The organism is Shimazuella sp. NTD248, from assembly GCF_059510395.1.
The window spans coordinates 391,298-412,643 of sequence record NZ_JCAJZT010000002.1 but is presented as its reverse complement, the minus strand read 5'-3'; the positions used below and the strand labels follow the sequence as shown (position 1 = coordinate 412,643).

At 38.2% G+C, this 21,346-nt stretch carries 27 protein-coding genes and 1 pseudogene; 20 read left to right on the top strand and 8 right to left on the bottom strand.

Going from position 1 to position 21,346, the window contains the following annotated elements:
* Positions 1-61 precede the first annotated feature (61 nt).
* Entirely contained in the window at positions 62-313 is a 252-nt protein-coding gene (locus AC5WOE_RS06745; protein ID WP_496049475.1) for a hypothetical protein, read from the top strand.
* 149 nt (positions 314-462) lie between these two features.
* On the opposite strand, the gene AC5WOE_RS06740 is transcribed toward AC5WOE_RS06745, so the two are convergent.
* Entirely contained in the window at positions 463-1,083 is a 621-nt protein-coding gene (locus tag AC5WOE_RS06740; RefSeq protein WP_496049476.1) for a TetR/AcrR family transcriptional regulator, read from the bottom strand.
* A gap of 88 nt (positions 1,084-1,171) precedes the next feature.
* Between AC5WOE_RS06740 and AC5WOE_RS06735 the strand changes: the two genes are divergently transcribed.
* Positions 1,172-1,708, top strand: coding sequence for a hypothetical protein (locus AC5WOE_RS06735; protein ID WP_496049477.1), 537 nt, complete (start codon positions 1,172-1,174; stop codon positions 1,706-1,708).
* Positions 1,709-1,743: 35 nt separating this feature from the next.
* On the opposite strand, the gene AC5WOE_RS06730 is transcribed toward AC5WOE_RS06735, so the two are convergent.
* Positions 1,744-3,180: an NAD(P)/FAD-dependent oxidoreductase gene (locus AC5WOE_RS06730; protein WP_496052191.1), complete on the bottom strand. Its 1,437-nt coding sequence runs from the start codon at positions 3,178-3,180 to the stop codon at positions 1,744-1,746.
* Positions 3,181-3,471: 291 nt separating this feature from the next.
* Between AC5WOE_RS06730 and AC5WOE_RS06725 the strand changes: the two genes are divergently transcribed.
* On the top strand, positions 3,472-4,176 hold the full coding sequence (locus AC5WOE_RS06725) for a hypothetical protein (RefSeq protein WP_496049479.1): 705 nt from the start codon (positions 3,472-3,474) through the stop codon (positions 4,174-4,176).
* Between the two features lie 89 nt (positions 4,177-4,265).
* Here the strand turns inward: AC5WOE_RS06725 and AC5WOE_RS06720 are convergent, their stop codons facing one another.
* Positions 4,266-5,270 carry a C40 family peptidase gene (locus AC5WOE_RS06720; RefSeq protein ID WP_496049480.1) on the bottom strand — a complete coding sequence of 335 codons (1,005 nt, stop codon included), beginning with the start codon at positions 5,268-5,270 and terminating at the stop codon, positions 4,266-4,268.
* Between the two features lie 344 nt (positions 5,271-5,614).
* On the opposite strand from AC5WOE_RS06720, the gene AC5WOE_RS06715 reads away from it, so the two are divergent.
* From AC5WOE_RS06715 to AC5WOE_RS06690, 6 genes and pseudogenes are all read left to right on the top strand, one after another.
* Complete coding sequence (locus AC5WOE_RS06715; protein WP_496052190.1) at positions 5,615-6,649, top strand: M23 family metallopeptidase; 1,035 nt, start codon at positions 5,615-5,617, stop codon at positions 6,647-6,649.
* Between the two features lie 134 nt (positions 6,650-6,783).
* Positions 6,784-6,936: pseudogene (locus tag AC5WOE_RS06710) on the top strand (hypothetical protein); the annotation flags it as partial.
* Between the two features lie 123 nt (positions 6,937-7,059).
* Positions 7,060-7,884, top strand: coding sequence for a hypothetical protein (locus tag AC5WOE_RS06705; RefSeq protein ID WP_496052243.1), 825 nt, complete (start codon positions 7,060-7,062; stop codon positions 7,882-7,884).
* Positions 7,885-8,120: 236 nt separating this feature from the next.
* The gene (locus tag AC5WOE_RS06700) at positions 8,121-8,438 is read left to right on the top strand and encodes a hypothetical protein (RefSeq protein ID WP_496049483.1); all 318 of its coding nucleotides are present in this window, start codon (positions 8,121-8,123) and stop codon (positions 8,436-8,438) included.
* A gap of 57 nt (positions 8,439-8,495) precedes the next feature.
* The gene (locus AC5WOE_RS06695; protein WP_496049484.1) at positions 8,496-8,918 is read left to right on the top strand and encodes a DUF6678 family protein; all 423 of its coding nucleotides are present in this window, start codon (positions 8,496-8,498) and stop codon (positions 8,916-8,918) included.
* 136 nt (positions 8,919-9,054) lie between these two features.
* On the top strand, positions 9,055-10,395 hold the full coding sequence (locus AC5WOE_RS06690; RefSeq protein WP_496052189.1) for a D-alanyl-D-alanine carboxypeptidase family protein: 1,341 nt from the start codon (positions 9,055-9,057) through the stop codon (positions 10,393-10,395).
* A gap of 580 nt (positions 10,396-10,975) precedes the next feature.
* Here the strand turns inward: AC5WOE_RS06690 and AC5WOE_RS06685 are convergent.
* On the bottom strand, positions 10,976-11,368 hold the full coding sequence (locus tag AC5WOE_RS06685; protein ID WP_496049486.1) for a DUF1885 family protein: 393 nt from the start codon (positions 11,366-11,368) through the stop codon (positions 10,976-10,978).
* Between the two features lie 109 nt (positions 11,369-11,477).
* On the opposite strand from AC5WOE_RS06685, the gene AC5WOE_RS06680 reads away from it, so the two are divergent.
* Both AC5WOE_RS06680 and AC5WOE_RS06675 read left to right on the top strand, forming a co-directional pair.
* A complete protein-coding gene (locus AC5WOE_RS06680; protein WP_496049487.1) occupies positions 11,478-11,915 on the top strand; it encodes a hypothetical protein in 438 nt (145 codons plus the stop codon).
* A gap of 80 nt (positions 11,916-11,995) precedes the next feature.
* Positions 11,996-12,109 carry a GapA-binding peptide SR1P gene (locus AC5WOE_RS06675; RefSeq protein ID WP_240873783.1) on the top strand — a complete coding sequence of 38 codons (114 nt, stop codon included), beginning with the start codon at positions 11,996-11,998 and terminating at the stop codon, positions 12,107-12,109.
* A gap of 98 nt (positions 12,110-12,207) precedes the next feature.
* Here AC5WOE_RS06675 and AC5WOE_RS06670 read toward each other — a convergent pair whose 3' ends face one another.
* Both AC5WOE_RS06670 and AC5WOE_RS06665 read right to left on the bottom strand, forming a co-directional pair.
* A complete protein-coding gene (locus tag AC5WOE_RS06670; RefSeq protein ID WP_496052188.1) occupies positions 12,208-13,698 on the bottom strand; it encodes an aminotransferase class I/II-fold pyridoxal phosphate-dependent enzyme in 1,491 nt (496 codons plus the stop codon).
* Positions 13,699-13,799: 101 nt separating this feature from the next.
* Positions 13,800-14,426 carry a YktB family protein gene (locus tag AC5WOE_RS06665; RefSeq protein ID WP_496049489.1) on the bottom strand — a complete coding sequence of 209 codons (627 nt, stop codon included), beginning with the start codon at positions 14,424-14,426 and terminating at the stop codon, positions 13,800-13,802.
* A 235-nt stretch (positions 14,427-14,661) separates the two neighbouring features.
* On the opposite strand from AC5WOE_RS06665, the gene AC5WOE_RS06660 reads away from it, so the two are divergent.
* The 6 genes from AC5WOE_RS06660 (at position 14,662) to AC5WOE_RS06635 (ending at position 17,811) form a co-directional block, all read left to right on the top strand.
* Positions 14,662-14,853, top strand: a complete 192-nt coding sequence (locus AC5WOE_RS06660; protein ID WP_496049490.1) for a YkzI domain-containing protein — start codon at positions 14,662-14,664, stop codon at positions 14,851-14,853.
* Between the two features lie 116 nt (positions 14,854-14,969).
* Entirely contained in the window at positions 14,970-15,695 is a 726-nt protein-coding gene (locus AC5WOE_RS06655; RefSeq protein ID WP_496049491.1) for a glycerophosphodiester phosphodiesterase, read from the top strand.
* A 49-nt stretch (positions 15,696-15,744) separates the two neighbouring features.
* The gene (locus AC5WOE_RS06650; protein WP_496049492.1) at positions 15,745-16,011 is read left to right on the top strand and encodes a YlaH-like family protein; all 267 of its coding nucleotides are present in this window, start codon (positions 15,745-15,747) and stop codon (positions 16,009-16,011) included.
* 23 nt (positions 16,012-16,034) lie between these two features.
* Positions 16,035-16,313: a hypothetical protein gene (locus tag AC5WOE_RS06645; protein ID WP_496049493.1), complete on the top strand. Its 279-nt coding sequence runs from the start codon at positions 16,035-16,037 to the stop codon at positions 16,311-16,313.
* Positions 16,314-16,729: 416 nt separating this feature from the next.
* Entirely contained in the window at positions 16,730-17,038 is a 309-nt protein-coding gene (locus AC5WOE_RS06640) for a magnetosome magnetite crystal formation protein family (RefSeq protein WP_496049494.1), read from the top strand.
* 197 nt (positions 17,039-17,235) lie between these two features.
* The gene (locus tag AC5WOE_RS06635; RefSeq protein ID WP_496052187.1) at positions 17,236-17,811 is read left to right on the top strand and encodes a hypothetical protein; all 576 of its coding nucleotides are present in this window, start codon (positions 17,236-17,238) and stop codon (positions 17,809-17,811) included.
* A gap of 27 nt (positions 17,812-17,838) precedes the next feature.
* On the opposite strand, the gene AC5WOE_RS06630 is transcribed toward AC5WOE_RS06635, so the two are convergent.
* Both AC5WOE_RS06630 and AC5WOE_RS06625 read right to left on the bottom strand, forming a co-directional pair.
* Positions 17,839-18,591, bottom strand: coding sequence for a M15 family metallopeptidase (locus AC5WOE_RS06630; protein ID WP_496052186.1), 753 nt, complete (start codon positions 18,589-18,591; stop codon positions 17,839-17,841).
* Positions 18,592-18,831: 240 nt separating this feature from the next.
* Entirely contained in the window at positions 18,832-19,347 is a 516-nt protein-coding gene (locus AC5WOE_RS06625; RefSeq protein WP_496049497.1) for a YhcN/YlaJ family sporulation lipoprotein, read from the bottom strand.
* 57 nt (positions 19,348-19,404) lie between these two features.
* Between AC5WOE_RS06625 and AC5WOE_RS06620 the strand changes: the two genes are divergently transcribed.
* The 3 genes from AC5WOE_RS06620 to AC5WOE_RS06610 are packed head-to-tail and all read left to right on the top strand — an operon-like array spanning position 19,405 to position 21,345.
* The gene (locus AC5WOE_RS06620) at positions 19,405-20,031 is read left to right on the top strand and encodes an MBL fold metallo-hydrolase (protein ID WP_496052185.1); all 627 of its coding nucleotides are present in this window, start codon (positions 19,405-19,407) and stop codon (positions 20,029-20,031) included.
* A gap of 15 nt (positions 20,032-20,046) precedes the next feature.
* On the top strand, positions 20,047-20,607 hold the full coding sequence (locus AC5WOE_RS06615) for a TlpA family protein disulfide reductase (protein WP_496052184.1): 561 nt from the start codon (positions 20,047-20,049) through the stop codon (positions 20,605-20,607).
* Positions 20,608-20,625: 18 nt separating this feature from the next.
* The gene (locus tag AC5WOE_RS06610; protein ID WP_496049500.1) at positions 20,626-21,345 is read left to right on the top strand and encodes a cytochrome c biogenesis CcdA family protein; all 720 of its coding nucleotides are present in this window, start codon (positions 20,626-20,628) and stop codon (positions 21,343-21,345) included.
* Position 21,346: the final 1 nt, after the last annotated feature.

Below are 21,346 nucleotides of genomic sequence, written 5' to 3'. Positions count from 1 at the left end.
GTTTCTCTTCCTAGTAGACTTCCATATAATAATAGAAGTCTTTAGGAGAGGAGGTACTACTTTGAGAACCTTACAGTATATACCTCATCATAAATTGGGAACGAAGCACATCGGTAAACCAATGAAACTAGTTTTAAAAAACGGCAAAGTGATTTATGGCGTGATTAAAGAATTACATCAAAAAGGGATTGTGTTTATTCCTGTGCAAGTGAAGAAAAAGAATGGAAAAGCGAAAGCTCAGTGGTTTTGCCCACTGTTTCCTATCTTTTTACCCTTTCTTTTCTTCATTCCGTTCTTGTTTTTCTTCTTGTAGGATGAAACAGCTTGTATCTGATGAAGATACAAGCTGTTTTTTATCGTTCCCGTTAGACGATTGGAGGGCTCTCCGAAAATTAGGAGTCGATTTAACCACGAAATTATTTCGTATAAATGTGGATTACATCGAAAAAGATGGAAGGACATTCAGCCTTTTTCGTATTGTCTGTTCTTTTGTGGATGTATCAAACTCTTCATATGGTGATGAATGACCTTCTTCATTTCCTTTGCAGAGATTTTTTCTTTTTGTGTTACTCCGTGGACTGCAAAACCATCGATGAGAGCATGCAATCTCATCGTTTCCAACTCAGGGTCTAAGTTATCAAGAGTGATTCCTTGTTTTATTAGGGCATCGATCAGACTACGAAATAATTGGTGTAGAGAATCGTGGCTTTCTTGTCGCAATCGATGAAGGTCTGGGTCCGCTAGGGATTTACTTATAAAGGCTAACCATACTTCACTCTCTGCTCTTCGTTCATCATCCAGTGGCAATACTTGATCAATCATAGCAAGTATTGCTAGTTCTGTATCTGAAGGAATGTCTAACTCCTGAAGGCGTTGTGTTACTCGATCAATAATCATTTGCATGCAAAAAATCCACAACTCTGATTGACTCTTAAAGTAATGACGCATAGCTCCGAGTGACATATTTGCTTCTTGCGATATATTTCGTACGGAAGCTCTTTCCAAGCCTTCTTTTTGTATGACTCTCCAAGCGGCTTCAGCTACCTTCTTCCGACGAATATCATGGTCTACTTTTTTAGGCATAAAGAGAGTATACCACAAGGAGCATTTTTGTGATACATTTGTACTATAAAGATATAATACAAATGTATTAAAAAAGGTGGTGTCATAGGTGGCATTTGTTATCTTAGCGGGAGAAGTACTTTTTTGGGTGTTTGTATTAAGTGGGTTAATTTGCCGATATATTTTTCAGAAGAAAACGTTAGGAAGTTTTTTACTCTTGGCAACTCCAGTAATTGATTTGGCGATCATTGTCATTACAGTTTTGGATTTGAAAAACGGTGCAACGGCAAACTTCTTTCATAGTTTAGCAGCCATTTACATTGGGGTGTCGATTGTATATGGTAAATCAATGATTGTATGGGCAGACCAAAAATTCGCATATCGTTATAACAATGGGTCCAAGCCGCAAAAAACAAAGATGTACGGCAGTGTTCATGCTTACGGTGAGCGTATCGGATGGTATAAACATGCCCTGGCTTGGTTGATTGGCTGTGGTTTATTAGTTGGGATGATTTGGTTTGTTGGAAATGAAAGCAAAACGATTCAATTTGCTTATACCATTTACACATGGTCTATCATACTAGCAATTGATTTTTTGGTGAGTTTTAGTTATACGATTTGGCCAAAGGATAAGAAAGAAACATAAAAAGAACGATCTAGTAGAGATCGTTCTTTTTTCTATCAGGCTGTTTTCTCTGTAATATCTCGGGCAATCCATACTCCACATGCTCCTGCTTGAGCTAGTCCGCGGGTGATTCCTGCTCCATCACCGCCAAGGTAAAGTCCTGCTATCTCTGATTCAAAACGATCGTTTAACTTAGGACGTGCAGAGTAAAATTTCGCCTCTACACCATAGAAGAGAGTGTGTTCCGAAGCAATCCCAGGCGTAACATGATTGAGTGCTTCCATCATTTCTTTCAAACTATTCAGCGTATGAGCAGGTAATACATAACCAAGATCCCCTGGCACTGCCTCTTTCAAGGTTGGTTCGATAAATCCTTCCTTGATTCGCTTTTCTGTAGAACGACGACTTTTTTGAATATCGCCATATTTCTGAATGATTAGTCCTCCATTGGACAATTGATTTGCCAATCGAGATATTTCGTGTGCATATTCTGTTGGCTGATTGAAAGGTTCTGTAAACTGATGGGAAACGAGTAATGCAAAGTTAGTGTTGGCACTACCAAGGTTCGGATCTTTATAAGAGTGACCATTAGCTAGCATGATACCTGAGTGATTTTCCACTACTACGTGTCCCGAAGGATTACTACAGAATGTACGAACCTTTGTGCCGATTGAGGTGTTATAAATAAATTTGCCTTCATAGAGATGTTTGTTGATCTCACTCATCACAATGTCCGAAGTTTCCACACGAACACCGATATCTACTTGATTGGAATACATTTGTAAGCGGCGTTTCTTCATTATAGTAGAAAGCCATTTGGAACCATCACGACCGGGTACAATGACCACTTTGTCTGCATAGAGTGTTGCACCATCTTTTAGTTCTACACCGGTAATGGTATGTTTACCATCGGTTTTCTCGGTCACAACGTCAGCAACTTCGATTTTAAATCGCATTTCTATTTTTGTTTCGAGGTATTGGAAAATACTAGCTAAAATCGAGAGGTTTTGTTCGGTTCCAAGGTGACGTACTTGTGCACGCAGTAATTTAAGGCCAACCGCAGCACCTCTTCGTTCAATTTCGCGAACTTCTGCTGTTAAAGGATCTGTAATAGTATCTGTTGCCCCATGCTCCAGATTTATCTTATCAACATAGCGAATCAAATCTACTACTTGATCATTGGGCAGAAAGTCTGTCATCCATCCGCCAAATTCACTAGTAATATTGAATTTTCCGTCAGAGTAAGCACCAGCTCCTCCAAATCCATTCGTGATGGAACAAGCAGGCAAGCAGCCAGCAAACTCTTTTTTCTGGGTGGCAGGCGGGCACTTTTGAATTTTATGTTCGAGGATAGGACAGTTGCGTTTGTAAATATCATGCCCCTTATCTATCAATAGTATCTTTGCGTTTGGCATTTTTAAGGTGAGTTCATAACAAGTAAAAATGCCAGCGGGTCCTGCTCCTACGACGATTACATCGAATCGATTACTCACAGCAAATCCCCCTAAGTTTTAGTAGGCAAACCTTATATAAGGTACACGATTCAACTATATATATCAATAATAATATTTACCAGATCAAAAAAATTAATAAGTAATGTTTAATTCTTTATAAAGATAAGAAGGAGAGAGTTTTAGTGATCATCAAAGAATACTTTCATTCCATGTAGTAAGAAATGGGAACATAAAAAGCGTAACCTAATTTTAAACAGGTTGGTTTCTTTATCAAACAATTCAATATGAAAAATGATACAATTATATTAGCGAATTAAAGGTTGGTAACTCATGGATAAATCCAAAAAGGAAGCGCTACACAGAGAAAAAGAGAAAGCCTTTCTTTCTAACAGGATGGAGTATAACAAGCTAATGAGTCGCCTTCTTCCTCATATTTTTGTGGAAGTATCGAGTCCAGAGAATGGGATTACTGGTGAACTCGGTTATCCGCGATACTTGAGGAAGAGTGAACTTCCTGGTGAGGTACTGCGAAAGTTCGAGAAGGAACAACTTAAATCTGACAGCAAAGGATTTCTAGATCCCGTGATCCTTTTGGGAACAGGCGAGTCAGGAGCACTGCGGTTTCCTCAGAAACATGACGGACTTTCTCCCATGCCTTTCGCTGCAAGAGGGAATTTTGCGATTCGTAACTTTTTCGCAGGTTCCTTTCATTTGTTCGATGGGAGCTACCAAGATGAACTTCTGACTTGTGAAAACTTAGGTCTGATTGAAGTATTCCTTTCGTTGCATGCAGAAAACTATACTATAGGTAGTGAGTGGTATGACTACTACCGAGATGCCTATTACGCGGTCGCTATCGGTAGTTCAGCCTCCGTTCGTGTCGGTGGTACTGACTTGCCCCAAGCCGTTGGTTACCATATCTGGAACAGGACAGGAAAAACGCTTATTTCGCGCATCGACCAACCTCTTGATAGATCGGTTTTGAAGATCACCACAAATCGGTGGAAGACATTCCGGGATATCTCGGAATTTTAAGAGGAACGTGATGTGTACCACCTTCAAAGGTGAAAAAACTCCCGACAACATGAGGAAGTGTTGTCGGGAGACTGCTTTTTTATGGATATTTAATTTACTCGCTTTGCACCCCAATAATGGGTTTGGGAGTATGAATTGTTTAAGGAATCGATTTGCAGATCATTTTTTTCATTTTCATTGGAGATATATAATCCGTCACCTAAGTAAATTCCAACGTGAGAGACACCAGATTTATAGGTTCCTTGTAAGAAAATGAGGTCCCCGGGTTGGAGATTGCTTCGGGAGACGGAAGTACCTACTTGGGATTGAGCACCTGAGGTTCTTGGTATATTAATACCTCTATACTCACGAAATACATACTGTACCCAGCCAGAGCAGTCAAAATTAGGATAACTTTCCGCACCGAACACATAGTTGACTTTACCGATCATTGCTCTTGCTCTGTTGATCCATGATGTATCGGATAGTTTTCCAGGATCACTGATACTGACACCTGATTTTTTTGCCAATGCTTTTAACTGTTCACTTTTGAACTTTTTTTGTAAAGCTTTGTACTCAGCTTGTAATTGTTTCATCTTTTTTTCTGCATCATCGAGTAATTGTTTGGAGTTAGCTGCTTCTTGTTTAATAGCTGCTTGATTTTTCTGAATCGCTTCTGCTTGTTCTTTATACTTTTGATAAATCTGATAGTCATTTTCCATCAATAAGCGAATACCTTCTAAACGACTTAGAAATTCAGAAAAAGATGTAGAAGCGAGTAATTGCACTTCCATATTGTTGTGCCCAGAAGTATAAAGGCGAACCAACACGGAATCCAAGCGCTTTTTGGTTTGATCCTGTTCTTGGTTCAATTTGGTCAATTGTTGGAAAGTATCATTCAGACGTTTATCTGAAGATGCGATTTCCTTTTGAATTTTATCATATTCTTTTTTCGCAGCTTCGTACTGATTTAAAGCTTGTTCTACTTTTGCTTTTGTAGTAGTAGATGGCGCTGCATAACTGTTATTAGCCAAAAAAGGGTTAACGGCTAACGTGAGAGCTATTACCGCACTACATAAATAGTACATCTTTGTTTTGTGGTTACGTTTCAGCATGTCAAACTCCTTATTTGGAATAGGCTGATTTTCCGCTTCATATTTCAATTATTTTCCAATCTTTCGCAAATAAGATAAAGACTGCCTTTTTTGCTGGAAAATCAGAAGTAACACGAGTATACCATGTCTTTAAGAAAATGACGATGAAATCTAAAAAGGTTTCGCAAAACTGACAATTCATAAATGACTTATTTTTATATTTAAACGGATTGAATGTATATATTTCCATGCGTTAGAAACAATAAGAAAGTGGGCAGCCAAGTGCTGCCCGCTTTCTATTTGTGAAATTTACCAATTCATTATGGTAAAATAGATTCTAAATTTTGGAAATCAAGAGGGGACACATGAAGAAAATATTTTCTTGTTTTTTACTTACTGTACTTGTGATTATTGTCTTTATTTCATATGAAGAAATTGGTTCATGGGTGATTCCATTTTCGTTCAAACAAAATAATACCAAACAAACCTTTCGATTTACTGCAATAATGCATGAGATTCCAAAGAAAATAGTGGGACAGCGTACTTATTATGCTCTGGATGATTTGATGCAAAAAGGGGTTGTGAAAGGGAAGGTGGATAGCATCCAAGAGAATTGCAGGATGGAAATAGGAAAACACGATTATCAAATGGAACCAAATATAACAGTCCTCTTGCATGATGGAATATATGAACATATTGACAATCCAGTTTTATTTCAAAATAAAACTTGTTATCTACCAGAAGAAATCTCAAAAAAAATGGTAGCACAATCCAGTGAACCTGTGAGTCATCCAAACAAGAAATTGACTCTCTCAGCTTCACAACTTGCAACGTATCTGTCTTTTTTACGTTCACCTATACCAAGTGCACATGTGAGTACAGTAGATTCTTCACTTCCAGGAGCACTGCGTAGCTACCGACATGGGATTCATGAAGGATTAGACTGGTATACTTTTGGAACTGGAAAAACCATTGATCTGAATACTCCTGTACGGTCAATGGGAACTGGGATAGTAGTTCGTTCTGATCAACATTACCACGAGATGAAGCCACAGGAAAGAAATCGTTTGTTAGCAAAAAGCGCACAAAATAATGGGCAGACACCAACTAGTATTCTTGATAAATTACGAGGAAGAACGGTATGGATTCAGTTTGAAAATGGAGTCATGGCACGATACTGTCACTTGAGAAAAATTCCAAAAAGCATTACAGTCGGTACTCATGTAAAAGCTGGAGACATAGTTGGCTATGTAGGGAATTCAGGGACAAGTGATGGAGCGTTGCACAATAAACAAGGACTACACCTGCATTTGGATATTCTCGTTTATGGTCAATGGATTTGGAGCAAGTATACATTAGCCGAACGACGTATGATATTGGAGACAGTATTTAATGGATGAATGATTACGTGATATCAAATTCACAAAATAAACTGTGAATTAAAATGACAATTACTATAGATTTAAAAATTGATATAATAAATAGAGTTGGTTTTTCTGTCATTCGCTCCTAACGAGAATAAGGATTTTCCATCATGAGTGAGCAAACCACAGGTACAGTAATCAGGTTCTCAAAACTACAGAAATCGATTATGAGTAGGCTGGAAGCGGATTTTAGGCTGAGTGCGACACAACTGGCTGAAAAACTCAAGCAGGATCCATCTAACATTCGAAAGGCACTGAAAGAACTGGAGAAAAAGAAAGCAGTTCATTCAGTGAAAGGACCAGGAAGAACTCATAGAAGTAGAACTCGCTACTTTGCACTAGTTTCACATTCTATTGATGTGCCTCCAAGTATGGAGGACTACATCTTGAATCTGCTAAAAACGATGCCTTGGGTGAGTGCAGTTGAGCTAGGTGAAAATCTAGACTTTCATCTGGTTGCAATTTATAAGAAACTGAGAGAGCTGGAGAAAAAGAAAGCAGTGATTTCAGTGGAAGGCCCAAGAGGCTTCCGTCTGTATGCTCTACCATCTGAGTTGCTGGATGAAGATCCCACTAGAGAAAATGAAATCTTGTGTGTTCTAGCATCTGATTCGTGGTGCACGTTGGAAGAACTCAGTGAAAAACTAAATCTTTCACTGTATCAACTCGAGGTGCCCATTAAGCATCTGAAGAAGGCAGAAGCAGTGATTTGGGTGAGAAGTTCGCAAAAGTTCCATTACGCTCTCGTAACTGAGTCACTTGAAGGAGCTCCTACTACTGAGGGGGACATCTTGGGGTTGCTCAGAATGGCCCCGTGTCAGAGCGCAAGTGAACTTCATGATAAAATGGGTTATGGGACTGTCGATAACATCCGAAAAATTCTTCGAAAACTGAAGAATCAAGGCAAAGTTATCGCTGAAAAAATCGACGGCCAGGAGATGTTCTACTCTCTTCTGCTTGAACAGGAAGATGAGAAGAGTATCAAGCAGCCCAACGCTTTTGAGCGAGCTCTTCTGATGCTGTTGCAACTGTACAAATCGGGGAATGCTTGGGTGGAAGAATCCCAAGTGAAAGGCATCTCGATTCCGATGTTTGATAACTTGCTTGCGGTGATGTTGGTAAGAAAGACTATTCATAACAACCTTCCTTACTACATGCTAACTCGTCGTGGAGTGGATACCGCGCTAAAGATCAAGCATCATCGGATGTAGTTATTATGAATGTCATCTGTATACGCTTGAACGTTCTCCTCCCGCAAATCCTACTGGATCAGGGAGAAGATTGCCCTCTGGTGAATCCATCCTGTGTCAAGGATATATGATCACCAGAGGGCAAACCATGTTCTATACAAATAGACATGTATACAGAAGAAGGAGATAAAGGACTTGCGTTACATATTCTGCAAATATACAATAGGCATTAACGAAATAGCTTAGGGGTGCTTTTTTTGGATAATGAGCAACTACTAGAGGCAATTCAGAGCAGCTTCCTGTCGGAATTAAGCAAATTGGAGAATCGAATTTCACAAGAAATGAGTACTTTGAGACAAGATTCGAAGACTCGTTTCACGAACGTAGAAGAATGTATTACCAAATTGCATGATGATACAAGCGAAGGGTTTCAGGAAGTCAAAAATATTTTGTATGAAGATGTTGTGGAGATTACCAATGAAATGGTGAGCGATAAGGAACTGATTAGAAGAGAAATCGACGCATTAAAGGGACGAATTTATCTACTGGAAAAGAAATTGAGCAAAATAAGTTAATAGATGTAACCTTCCGATGACTCTTTTCGAGTCGTTTTTTTATTGGGGGAATATATAATGCGCGAATTAAAGCAGCGTGTTCAAGCTGTCATTATAGAAAAACAACTAACTTCGGTTCTCAATCGTACCAAGTGGGAAAGATTACAGAAATCCGTAATAGAAGAATTGGCCTTTCCACCTTCGTATCAAGTAAAATATGTATTGGAAAATAAGCCTCATCCAGAAAACTTTGAACAAGATGTCTGGTATTGGGGGGATTGGGTAGAAGGGCTTGAGCCTTTTTATCATGTGGAATGGATAAGGGTTAGACCTCGATATATCAAAAAAAGGGAAAAAACATTAGAAAGTGAAATTATTGATATTATAGAAGAATTTATCCATCTATTACGAAAATGGAGGATTCCGTTTGTTGTAAAACAGGAATCCGTTTTTATATATGGATATGTAAAACATACCAACATATTTCATGATGATTATTGAAGAGGATAGGATGCTTTTCTTTTTTTGCCTAAGAATGACAAAAAATTTAATAATTATTGACTATTTCCGTTTTTGAGAGAATCGATATTGTTTTTTCGCTACCATAGTAGAGGTAGTGGAAAGAAGGAGTAATCGAATGAAGAAAATATGTTCCATATTGTTATTATCCATTAGCTTTTCTTTGCTGATTTTGCCTGTCAGTACTTTTGCACAACCACAGGCAAAAGTCGTTACCAAACAGTTCAGTTTTGAAGATGAAATTGTAGATTCACCCAAAGAAAAGCAGTCTTTATTGAAAAGTAATACCGAAAAAGAGACAGACAATATCAAAACAACTCAAGGTCAAACAAAACCAAATATTGAAGCAGAGGCCTATCTTTTAAAGGATTATCTATCTGGTGTCGTCTTAGCGGAGAAAAGTGAACATGATCCACGGCCACCAGCGAGCATGACGAAAATGATGACAGCTTATATTGTATTAGACCAAATAAAACAAGGAAAACTTCATTGGATGGACGAAGCGGTGATCAGTAAGCGAGTCGAAGATATCAATGAAGCACAAATTTATTTACAAAAAAATGAAAAAATAACAATTAAAGAACTGTTTACTGGGTTGATGGTTCAATCTGCAAATGATGCAGCAGTAGCTTTAGCAGAGCATATAGCAGGTTCAGAAGAAGCATTTGTCAAATTAATGAATCAAAAAGCAAAGGTTTTGGGATTAAAACATACCCATTTTCTCAATTGTTCTGGATTGAATCAAGAAGATTATCCTGATCCTCCCAAAACCCAAGGTCAGCATGTGATGTCGGCAGAAGATACCGTTCAGTTAGCGAATATGCTAATAACCGTTCATCCAGAAATATTTGACTTTACTACCATCGCAACCTATACGTTCCATCCAGGAACCTCAAGAGAACAAAAGGTTAATAACTGGAATAGCATGTTGCCAGGATTAAAACACGAATATAAAGGCGTTCAAGGGATAAAAACAGGTTCTACCCAGTTGGCAGGTTTCTGTTTTGCTGGTACAGTGAAACGAGATCAAACCCGTTTTCTATCTGTAGTGATGGGGACAACATCCAAAGACAAGCGCTTTATCGAGACAAAAAAGTTATATGACTACGGATTTAGTCAATTTAAGCGGGTAACCTTTTTGAAGGCAGGTCAATCTGTTCCCAATCATGTTTATGTACGAATTGCTAATGCAAAAGGGAAGAAACAAATTTCTGTTATTGCACAAGATATCAACATACCCGTTCCCCTACAAGCGAAAAGCAAAAACGACTACAGCTATCACGTAATATATAAAAGTAATCTAAAAGCACCATTGAAAAAAGGTACAGTGGTTGGAACAGCAGAGCTTTATTATAAAGGGCATCAAATAGAAGGTTTTAAACCGATACCAGTGGTGACGAAAAATGCAGTAAAACAAGAGAACATCTTAGACCGTATTTCTGATTTTATTGCAAGTTAATCTTTTGAATATGAGACTGCTTACTTTGTATAGTAAGTGGTCTTTTTTGTATAAGTGGACACCTGATTTATTCTTTCAAAAAGATTTCGTCTACAAATAATATTGATAAAAGATTAAGGAATCATCGTTGTTTATTTTTTGAAAAATGGAAATCTATATATAAGTCATGGTATAATAAAGTGTCCATTACCTTGGACGACCTACTCGACTGAAGGGAATCCCCTTGAGCGACGAGATCGAGCAGAAGTGCGCGTGCAGAGATCGGTTCCACGACGAGGACTGCATTCTCCAGCTGACGGGTCCGAACCTGTTTGCAGAAGAGGATCCTCTGCATCCGTGGGATCATTGCCCTGGAACCAAGGGACACCACCCGTTCTGCAACTACAAAGGCCCGAAGCAACAGGGGTCGATTCCCAACCAGCGAAAGTAGGTAGGTATCTATGAACGCATCTGCGATACCAAAAGCCCGTGTCCTAGCTTAAACAAGCCAAGGATGCGGGCCCGCACTTGCAAATGAAATAGAAAAAAATTTATAAAACATAGAAAAAAGCGGATGTCAGAAGACATTTCCGCTTTTTAGTTAGGAATAAGCCATGATTCGTCCATTAAACAACTGCAATTCCCCTTTGAGTTGTTTAGCAATAAATTTTGCATACTCGTTTCCTTTGGCTACATCGTGATGAGTAGCATCCTCTGGTAGGACGATTTGTACATAATATTGCTGATTGTCTTCCTTTTGTCCTACTCCAATCACCATATGGTTGTTTAGATGAGGATCATTTCCAGTTAGAAGTAAGTATTTAGTACCCTCTGTTTCCTTTGCTTCCATCGTGTAGGGGAAAGCGGCTGCTTCATAATCCCAAGCGAGCTGTTTTCCAGTGTTGCGGGTCATTTCTCGATAGTAATTCAGCGTGTCTTGAACATCTGCTAGTTCAATCGTTTCTGTTCGTCGAATGTAAGCGCTTTTTTTCAAAAAGATTGTCCATCCTTTCTTGAAGGGAATTCATTTACTCCTCTGAATTGTACCACTTAATTGAATATGATACACTAACCGCTAGCAATGTTAGGAAAGGGTTGGGTTTATGGATAAATCGGATTTGTTTGATGATCTGCGGGCGGAAATTGGTTCCGTAGCAGATGGCTGGAAAGGAAATGATACCGTTTTTTACGAGGCAGTATGTCAACTTGTCTACGATCAAGTGGATGAATATAAAAGCGTTTCCATTTACTTGACCAAAGAAGATCACTTTGAACGTCAATTTCATCAAGGAATAGAAATGTTGCCGATGAAGATTCCATTTGGAGAAACCGTGCTGAGCATTGCAGCCCTACGCGGTGGTTTATCATCTCATACGGATAACACATTTACCCAATTGTGTGTTCCATTTTATTATGGCCATCATTTGATTGGTGAGATCATCATCACAACAGATACAAAGGATGGAGTAGATGATGATGATTACACGTTTTTTAGTGAAATAGCATCTCTGTTGGAAAATAAGTTGCAGAAATATAAATAAATGATAGCCTATTGACATAAATAGTATAACATAAATATAATAAAGGCACATACTAATATGACGGAGAGGAAGATGGGTAAATGGAAACCATCGTCTGCCAAACCTGTGAAGAAATTATTGCCTTTCAAGAAGCTGATAAAGTAGGTACGTTATACGGTACTTGTGATCATTGTCATGAGGATCATCAAGAGTAAAGAAATAGGTTATACTAGTCCACCCATTGGTGGGCTTTTTTTCAGAAGTAATAAAAGCCAGATATCCTCTATGTGATATCTGGCTTTTTGCTGTAAATTTAATCTCGGTGCACACGTCTTGTCCAATGAGAACGAATCACACGAACATTTTCCACTGATGGGTCTTCGGTTCCTTGGACAATCAGTCCCGCTGCTTTGTTTTTCTCAATATAAGCGATGTTTTCTTCGGTAATCCGTTCACCTGGCAGTAGTATAGGGATTCCTGGTGGATACATAAAAATAAACTCAGCGATAATCCTTCCAGCTGCTTGTTGAAAGGGAATCGATTCGGATTCACTGTAAAATGCGGTACGTGGGTTGAGGACGAGTTCTGGTATATCTGGCAGTGAGATCGATTCTTTTTCCGCCCACGTTTTCCCTGCGAAAGTATTTGCTAAGTCTTGGAGCCCATTGATTAGACCGCTAATGGTTTCCTCTGTATCCCCTAGTGTCACCAGACAGAGAATGTTATACAAATCGCTCATCTCTGCTTCAATCTGATGATGATCTCGTAACCAATCACTAGCCTCATGCCCGCTGATGCCAAGTTTCCCCACATGGATCAATAGTTTGCTTTCATCTAGGTCATATCGAGCTTCCGTGCCTAACCATTCTCGTCCTACACAGATAAGTCCAGCAGTCTGATTGATTTGTTTGCGTGCTTTTCTAGCTAACTGCAGCGTACGAGTCAGTGCAGCTTCTCCATGAATGGCCAAATACCTCCGAGCAGTGTCCAATGAAGCTAATAAGATATAAGACGTAGAAGTGGTTGTCAGCATACTCATTATTGCCTGTATATGCTGAGGATCAACCAAATTTCCTTGCATATTTAATACGGAGCTTTGCGTGAGTGACCCTCCAAGTTTATGAACACTAGTCGCTGCTAAATCTGCCCCAGCATCCATTGCTGAAACAGGAAGTTCGGAGTGAAAATGTGTGTGAACCCCGTGTGCTTCATCTACCAAAACCGGAATGTTGTGTGCATGTGCAACTCGTACAATTTCTCGTAAGTTACTAGTAAAGCCGAAATAAGTAGGATTAATCACCAAAACTGCCTTAGCATCAGGATTCCGTTCGATTGCTGCTGCAACTTGCATCGGAGTGATTCCATGTGCGATTCCGAGCATCGGGTCTAACTCTGGGTGAATAAAGATCGGGTTGCAATCTGCAAATACAATTGCAGAGAGTACCGATTTATGGACAGTGCGTGGGACGATAATTTTATCTCCAGGTTTACAAGTGGCAAGGATCATCGCCATGATGGCCCCACTTGTTCCCTGCACAGAAAAAAAAGTTCGTTCTGCGCCGAATGCTTCAGCTGCTAGTTTCTGTGCTTGTTCAATGATTCCTTGTGGCTGGTGTAAGTCATCCAATGGTTCAATATTTATTAAATCGATGGATAAAGCATTCATTCCCATAAACTCACGAAATTCTTTATCCATGCCTTGGCCTTTTTTATGTCCAGGTATATGAAAAGGTAATGGATTGGAATTGGCATATTTTTTTAATTTGGTAAAAAGTGGGGTGTTATTCTGGTTGGACTGCTTCATTATTTTTTCGGCCCTGCTTTCTACTCGTAATCACAAAACAAGCCTATTGTACAAGAAATACACATGAAGGTAAATGATAATTATAAGATATTTATGTATTTTTATTCGAACGACAAATGATAAAGAGGCAAAAGCTGATCAAACGTCTTTTCTATGTTCTTTTGGAGGACATTGCCATTAAGACTTACCGCTTCTTTACGGGGGATGAGCATACCACAGAGAAATTCCGCTTTCTTTACGGTGGCTAACCGTTGCATTATCGATTGCCAATTTTCTATATCCAATGTTTTAACTAGAGTGACGTCCGGAATCGTGTGATCGAAAGAAATGTAGAAGTCTGTTGGTATTTGTTTACTGTATTTTTGTACGTTTTTCAAGAAGTTGTTTGCAAATTGTTGCTTTTGTTCACATTCATAGATTAACGCAAACCAAGCAAAGACAAATGTATCCCGTAAACCTAATTGAAAATGAGGATGTGCTTTGTATCCTCGTTTATTGGTAGCCCAAGCGACCCATGTTTCTTCTGGTGGATTTACAGTCCTTCTAGCATGTCTTGCAATATGGGTGTAGACGGTATCTCCTAATTTGCTAGTCAAATGGGCAGAGACATGTTCTCCAATTGTGGAAAATTTCGGTTGAATGTCCCTTTGCAGTGCCTCCATTCTTGTCTCCAATCCATCAATCGCGAACACATGAAAATCCTGTTCTGTAAAAATAGGGAATGTCATGATCCATCCATCCTTTCTTTTTATCTTCTTTAGTATGTTGAAAGAATTAAATTTTACTATTTTCTTGTTTTCTTCTCATCAAATACCGTTACCTTCTTTCCATCCATTCATATACTAACTTAATCTCCAAAAAGGACTGGCTCCATGTGTTTATTTCAAATGAGCTCGGGGCATCCTGTTATCAAGTGGTTCCATTACCACTTGTTAGTAAAAAGAAAAGGGGTGCAGTGGTTACATGGAAGATGTCATTCGAGCTTTCAAGTGCCGAGATCCGGAGAAACGAATTCCCGTATTACGTATGGAATTGGATTATGAGCTGTCCCTGTTGTACGAAGCAATGCTAGAAAATAGCGTACACAAAATAGATCAATGTAAAAAAAGATTACAAGAAATACGCCATGAAATGTTGATGTTAGAAGCATTGTAAAAACCCAAAAAAACCGCTACTTCCCATTAGTAGTGGTTTTTCCTATTATAAAAGAAGATAACAATCTCATTATGGCATATATTGAACAAATGGCAAAACAAGGGGGAATTGGATATATGGCTATTCAGATTTTTGCTCACCGCGGTTATTCGGGAAGAGCGATGGAAAATAGCATGACGGCTTTTCAAATGGCGAGAGAGGCAAATGTAGATGGAGTTGAATTGGATGTTCATCTTACCCTTGATAGGGAAGTAGTAGTTATCCATGATGAAACGCTGGATCGTACGACTTCTGGAACAGGTTGGATCAGTCAATTATCTTATGATCAAATCTCTCAAAATTCTTTGCTCACTTTGCCAAATGAAACCGTTCCAAAACTCTCCGATGTTTTGGAATTATTTTTCGATACATCTATTATGGTGAATATTGAGTTGAAAAATCAATATATTCGCTATCCTAATCTGGTAGAAGAGGTAGTAAATTTAGTAGAGTATTATGGGATGGAGCAAAGGGTTATTATATCTTCTTTTTATCATCCATGTTTACTTGAGTTAAAAAAGTACAGACCCTCATGGAATATTGCCTTTCTTCTCGATTGTGTTCTCTATGAACCTTGGAAGTATGCCAAGGCTGTGGATATCCATCAATTACACCTTCATTATTCTGCGATTGATCAGCAACTCTATGATACATGTAAAAAGAATGGTGTGGCAGTAAGAGCTTACACGGTAAATGAAGAAAAAGAGATGTTTCGACTTGCATCGATCGGGATAGAAGCAATTATTACCAATTATCCGGACAGATTACGTCGAGTAATTGAACACACAGATATGGAATGTTAGAGTAGAAATGATGGAGTAGTTTTGGATAGACAAGGGAGTGTCGTTCACATTGTTCAGCTGGATTTCTGTAGTCCCTCCATGGACGTTATACTTTATTATTTTGATCCTTAGTGTAGTGATTTATAAGGTAGCATTTGCTAGAAAATTACCACCTTTAAAATCGCTCGTCGTTTATTTTGTATTAGCAATCGGGTGTGTGTTATTTTGGATTATGCAATTAGCACAATTTCCTATGATTCAGGCTTTATTGATAACAGTAGCTATAATTGTTGTGACACGTGTTCGGCTCTGGTATAGTAAAAAACAGGTAAAATAGGGTTACAGTGGGAGTGTTGAGAGGTGCAACAAAAAGATGCTCTGTTTAATTGGCTGCAAATCAAAGTCGTCTGGGAAGCTAGACCAAGTGATGTATCTGCAAAGGATACAGTAGACTTTTTTCAAACCATGCTGGAAGAAGATCATGAGATAATGAATGTAGAGATGAAAAAAGAAGATCAGATATATCATGTCTCTTATCATCAAAAAGGGGAAGAGCATATGATCTCTTTCCCTAGAGAGTTAGCGGAAAAATTATTAAAAGATATAACCGAAGAGCCCAAATATAATCAATGTCACTAAGTTTTTTCGATACGATGCATATTTACTTTTGCCGAAATTCGATGATGACAAGCTTCACAGATCTGAATTTTATGGGGATGTTTTATAATTTTTCTTGCTTGCGATTTAGTAGGTGTAAAAGGTTCATCACAAAGGATACAAATTACTTTCATCAGAATCAATAATTCCTTTCTGAGCAAACAGGTCATATATCCTTAAGTATACACCAAATTTTTTCATTATAAAAAGAGAGTAGTAACATTTCCGTTACTACTCTCTTTTTATTTTTGTGGCGAAAACACCTTGCGACTTCAGTCGTGAGAGGTTCACAATGTATATACGACTTAAGATGTAGAGAAGAATACAACTTATCTCCCAAGCAAAATGGATTGTTTTTCAATAAAATAGAGGTAACTATAAGAAAAGGAGAGGTTAAATTGGATAACAAGGGTATAAAAATTTTGGTGCATGCTAGTACATGGTTTGCTCCAATCTTACTCCCATGTATTGTCTTCTTTATCATCCAAGATCGATCTGTGAAGCGTATTTCCCTACAAGCCATATTTTTTCATTTGATCATGGTAGTATTGATTGCGGTATCGTGGTTTTTCTCCTTCATTCTGATTGGTGTACCATTCCTGATTATTTTCGGGTTGATGGCAATTATTTGTCCAATTATGGGTATTATCTATGCCCTGCAAGATCGCCAATACCAATATCCGATTGTGAAATGGTTTATTCATTAAAAATACAAAGGAAAGAGAGGATGGAACTGAAGTTCTATCCTCTCTTTTTTTAGAATTCGTATTATATTAATATAAAAAATGTTTTTATATTTTGTTTGTTTAATTGTCTGTTATACTGCAAATAACATCATTCGGAATTTTGATTTTTATAATGTGGAACTTATCAGAGCAGATGATAGACAATGGAGGAACAAGATATGGAAGCAGATTTAGTGAATCTTTGTAAACTTGTAAATATCCCATCGACCACTTTCTTTCATCAACCGACGAGAAGTGCAGCCGAAACTCAAGCAGTATTACCAAAAGGATGCCTTGTACAAAAAACAATCACATGTAAGTTGGCAGATAATACTACAAATAGACTTGTTCTTTGGACGGGTGTTGCTGATTTTCGAATTCATCGTTCTCTACATAAAGAAGCAGCTCATTTATTAAATCTGAAACGAATTCGAAGTCATACATTTAATCCGAGAGAGATTGAACCCCTACAATTTTATGGGGTTCCAGAAGGAACAGTGAATCCATTTCTTTCTAATTGCTCACCTGCTATTGCTCACCTCGATGCAATTATCTTACTTCCTTGGCCGAGAGATTGGAGTGAAAAATATAAAGTTGCGATTTCCTTGTCACTTGAAGAAAGTCTTATCATCTCACTCTTTCATTTAAAGCATTTGCTATTGGAATACCAGCAGAGGGTTTTTCCAGATTTAGACGTTTTTGAACTTACAGAGATACCATCTTATATGGCACAAAAAAACAACAACTATTCTTAACGAATGTTGTTGCTATTCTTATTTATTTTAGGATGTTGTTTCATAATATTCCTCTAAAGTAATCTTTTTTTGGGTGATCTCTTTTGCTATTTTTACTCCAACATAGCGTATGTGCCAAGGTTCGTATTTATATCCAGTAATTGCTTCTTTGCCTTTGGGATAGCGGATAATAAACCCATATTCTTGTACGTGTTCTGTTAACCATTTTGCCTCTGGTTTTTTAGCAAAACAATCTTCTGCTGCACATGTTCCATCGTTACCTGTCATATCGATGGAAAGACCTGTTTCATGTTCACTTGTTCCGGGGATTGCGCTGTAAGTTCTTGCTTTGTTATATCCATCACGACTTACATAATTATTGAAGAGTGCTTTTTGTGTTTGATAGGAGCGATATCCAGAAACTCCTTTGAGAAAAATATTATCCTTTTTTGCATCTTTCACCATTTTTTCTAGCTGAATCGCTGCTTCTTTGCGTAGTTTGCGTTTTTCGGTAGCAGCACTTGCAAGAAAGGGTATTTTTGGGAAAATCAAATCTTTTGGGTTGAAAGTTTCTGGTAATTTATTGTATTTGTTTACCAACACAGAGATATTGTCAGGTTGAGTTACTATTTGTAACTGTTTGGGAGTTGGAACCTTGGTGTTACTCGATTGCTGGTTCGTTTGTACTACTGTCGATTCCGGTGTAACTTTTAGTTTGGAAGGTTCTGCTTGATTGGTACATCCAAACGATACCAGAGAAATCAGACAAAAGGTCATGCAGATTGCAAATTGCTTTCTCATTATGTGATTCTCCTAATGTAGGTGTGATTTTAAGAATTATGCGATAGGAGTAGGTAGCGTGGTTGATAAGCAAAAACATAAAATGTTTAGATTTCAACAGACACCTATTTAATATATTTATGGTAAAGAAAAAGAGGGAATAAATCAAATGGTAAATATAGAGGAAATGAGAAGTTTTCAATAAAAAATAAAAAAGCCATTCTATTTAAGAATGACTTTTTTACGAATCAGAAGGTTATCTTATTTTTTAGGGACTACTTTAGTAGGTTGTGGTGTAATTCGTTCCGCAATAGCTGCTAATTCTTGTAAGGCCCCAGAAATAGGTTTACCTTGACGTACATCTTTAGCTACGTTTTTAATACGTTGTACTAAATCAGTATCAGCAGTAACGAGAGCTTTTGCACCAACAGGGTCCTTGCGTAAAGCCTCGGCGACAGAGTATTTCACTGTCCCAACTCTACCTCGATCCAAATTTGCTTCTAGATCAAGACCAACAATCGAGTATTTTCCAACCGAAACAGCAGTTGCATCTTTTACATGAGGCACATGCTTAGCGATTTGTTCAAGTCGATTGGAAACATTCCGGGAAGATTTGTTATACTGAGGGGCGGGAACAGTTTGTTTTACCCGTTGGGTATAAGAAATCTTTTGAGTTTTGGGTGTGACTTTATTTGGAGCGGATTTTTGTTGTGCGCATCCAAATAAAAGCCCTGCGGTCAAACTAAATATACCAATCAAACGAATAAAAGCAATCATCTATGGATAACTCCTTTCTGTCAGTTATCCTTTAGTTTGCTCAAAGGAGAGTTCTTCATGCAGGTGGAAAAATATGTATTAGGACCTATTGCGACTAATAGCTATCTGCTTTATGATGAAACGAGTAAAAAAGGCGTTGTAATCGATCCAGGGATGAACCCAACAGTTTTAACGGATCGAATTATGCAATTGGATCTAATCATAGAAGCGATCTGTTTAACGCATACACACTTTGATCATATTGGCGGATTAGGAATATTAAAAAAACTTACGAGTGCTCCTGTTATTGTACATGAAAACGAACAAGCTTGGCTTTGTGATCCTGTTCTTAATGGTTCAGCTGCATTAGCTGGAGAAGAGCTCATGTCATTTGAACCTGCAGATACAGTGGTTAAAGGTGGAGAAACCCTTTCCTTTATGGGGAGAAACTTTAAAGTATTGTTTACACCAGGTCATTCACCCGGTAGTATTTCCCTTTTTGTTGGAGATATGGTCATTTCAGGGGATGCTTTGTTCAATGGAGCGATTGGACGTACGGATCTTCGAGATGGGAATTATACAACATTGATTCAGTCCATTGAAACTCAATTGTTTACACTAGCAGATGAAGTTGTAGTCCATCCAGGACATGGTCCATCAACGACGATTGGTCATGAACGAAATACCAATCCGTTTTTTTCCTAAGAAGGAGGAAGCCTGTTGAAGTTGATTCGCACTTTACTTATATTTGTTCTGCTCATTGCAGTAATTTATGCTGTATACGATGCTTCCGCAAATCAAAAACCGGTAGTCCAGTATGCAAACTGCAAAGGAGATATCGGAATTGAAGTGAAAAACTGTGCACCAAACTTTAAACTAAAAATGCTAGATGGTAAGCAAGTGGAACTGTATCAAACCAATGGTAAACCTACGATTATCAATTTTTGGGCATCATGGTGTGATCCTTGTAAAAATGAAATGCCTTTTTTAGAAACGGCATACCAAGAAAACAAAGATCAAATAAATTTTCGAATGGTAAATGAGACTTCACAAGACACCATACCAAACATCAAAAAATTTATGAAACAGTACAAATATACTTATCCCGTTATTTTGGATCAAGAAAATGAAGATGGCCAGACAATTGGAACAGATCACTATCAATTGCTTGGTGTTCCAACTACCTTTGTCATCGATTCAACTGGAATGATAACACATAAAGTCGTTGGTGAAATGAGTAAAGAAGAACTGCAAGATATTCTAGATGATGTGTTATCGTAGAGAGGATAAATTTTCATCATGGAACAAGTAACAATCTGGTTAGCATTTGCAGCAGGAATGCTGTCATTTGTTTCACCTTGCTGTCTGCCGCTCTATCCTTCCTATTTGTCATACATAACTGGGGTTTCTGTCTCACAGTTAAAAGAAGAAGGTCGCTCTACACATCTTACAAAGTTAACGATGATCCACACCTTCTTCTTTTTACTTGGTTTTTCCCTTGTTTTCTATGCGTTAGGTTTTACTTTTTCTTGGATTGGCCAATCATTTGTAAATTATAAAGATTTGATACGTATGCTCGGTGGCGTCTTGTTGATTTTTATGGGTTTATTTCTCACTGGGATTATTGAGCCAAAATTTATGATGCGTGAAAAGAAATGGGATGTGTCCAAACAAGGTCTTGGTTATCTCAGTTCTATGCTGATTGGTATCAGTTTTGCGGCTGGTTGGACACCTTGTCTTGGACCAATACTCGCTTCTGTGCTCGCTATTATTACCATTAAGGCACAGTTAGGGATTGGCTTTTTGTATATCACTATGTATGTGCTCGGATTTGCAATTCCTTTTTTCATAATGGCCTTTTTTATTGGACGAACCAAATGGATACTCAAATATTCAAACCAAGTCATGAAGGTTGGAGGAGGACTGTTGATTTTATTTGGTATTATTTTATATACCAATCAAATGACCACCATTATCACTTGGTTTACCAATCTTACCGGAGGTTTTACCGGGTTTTAGT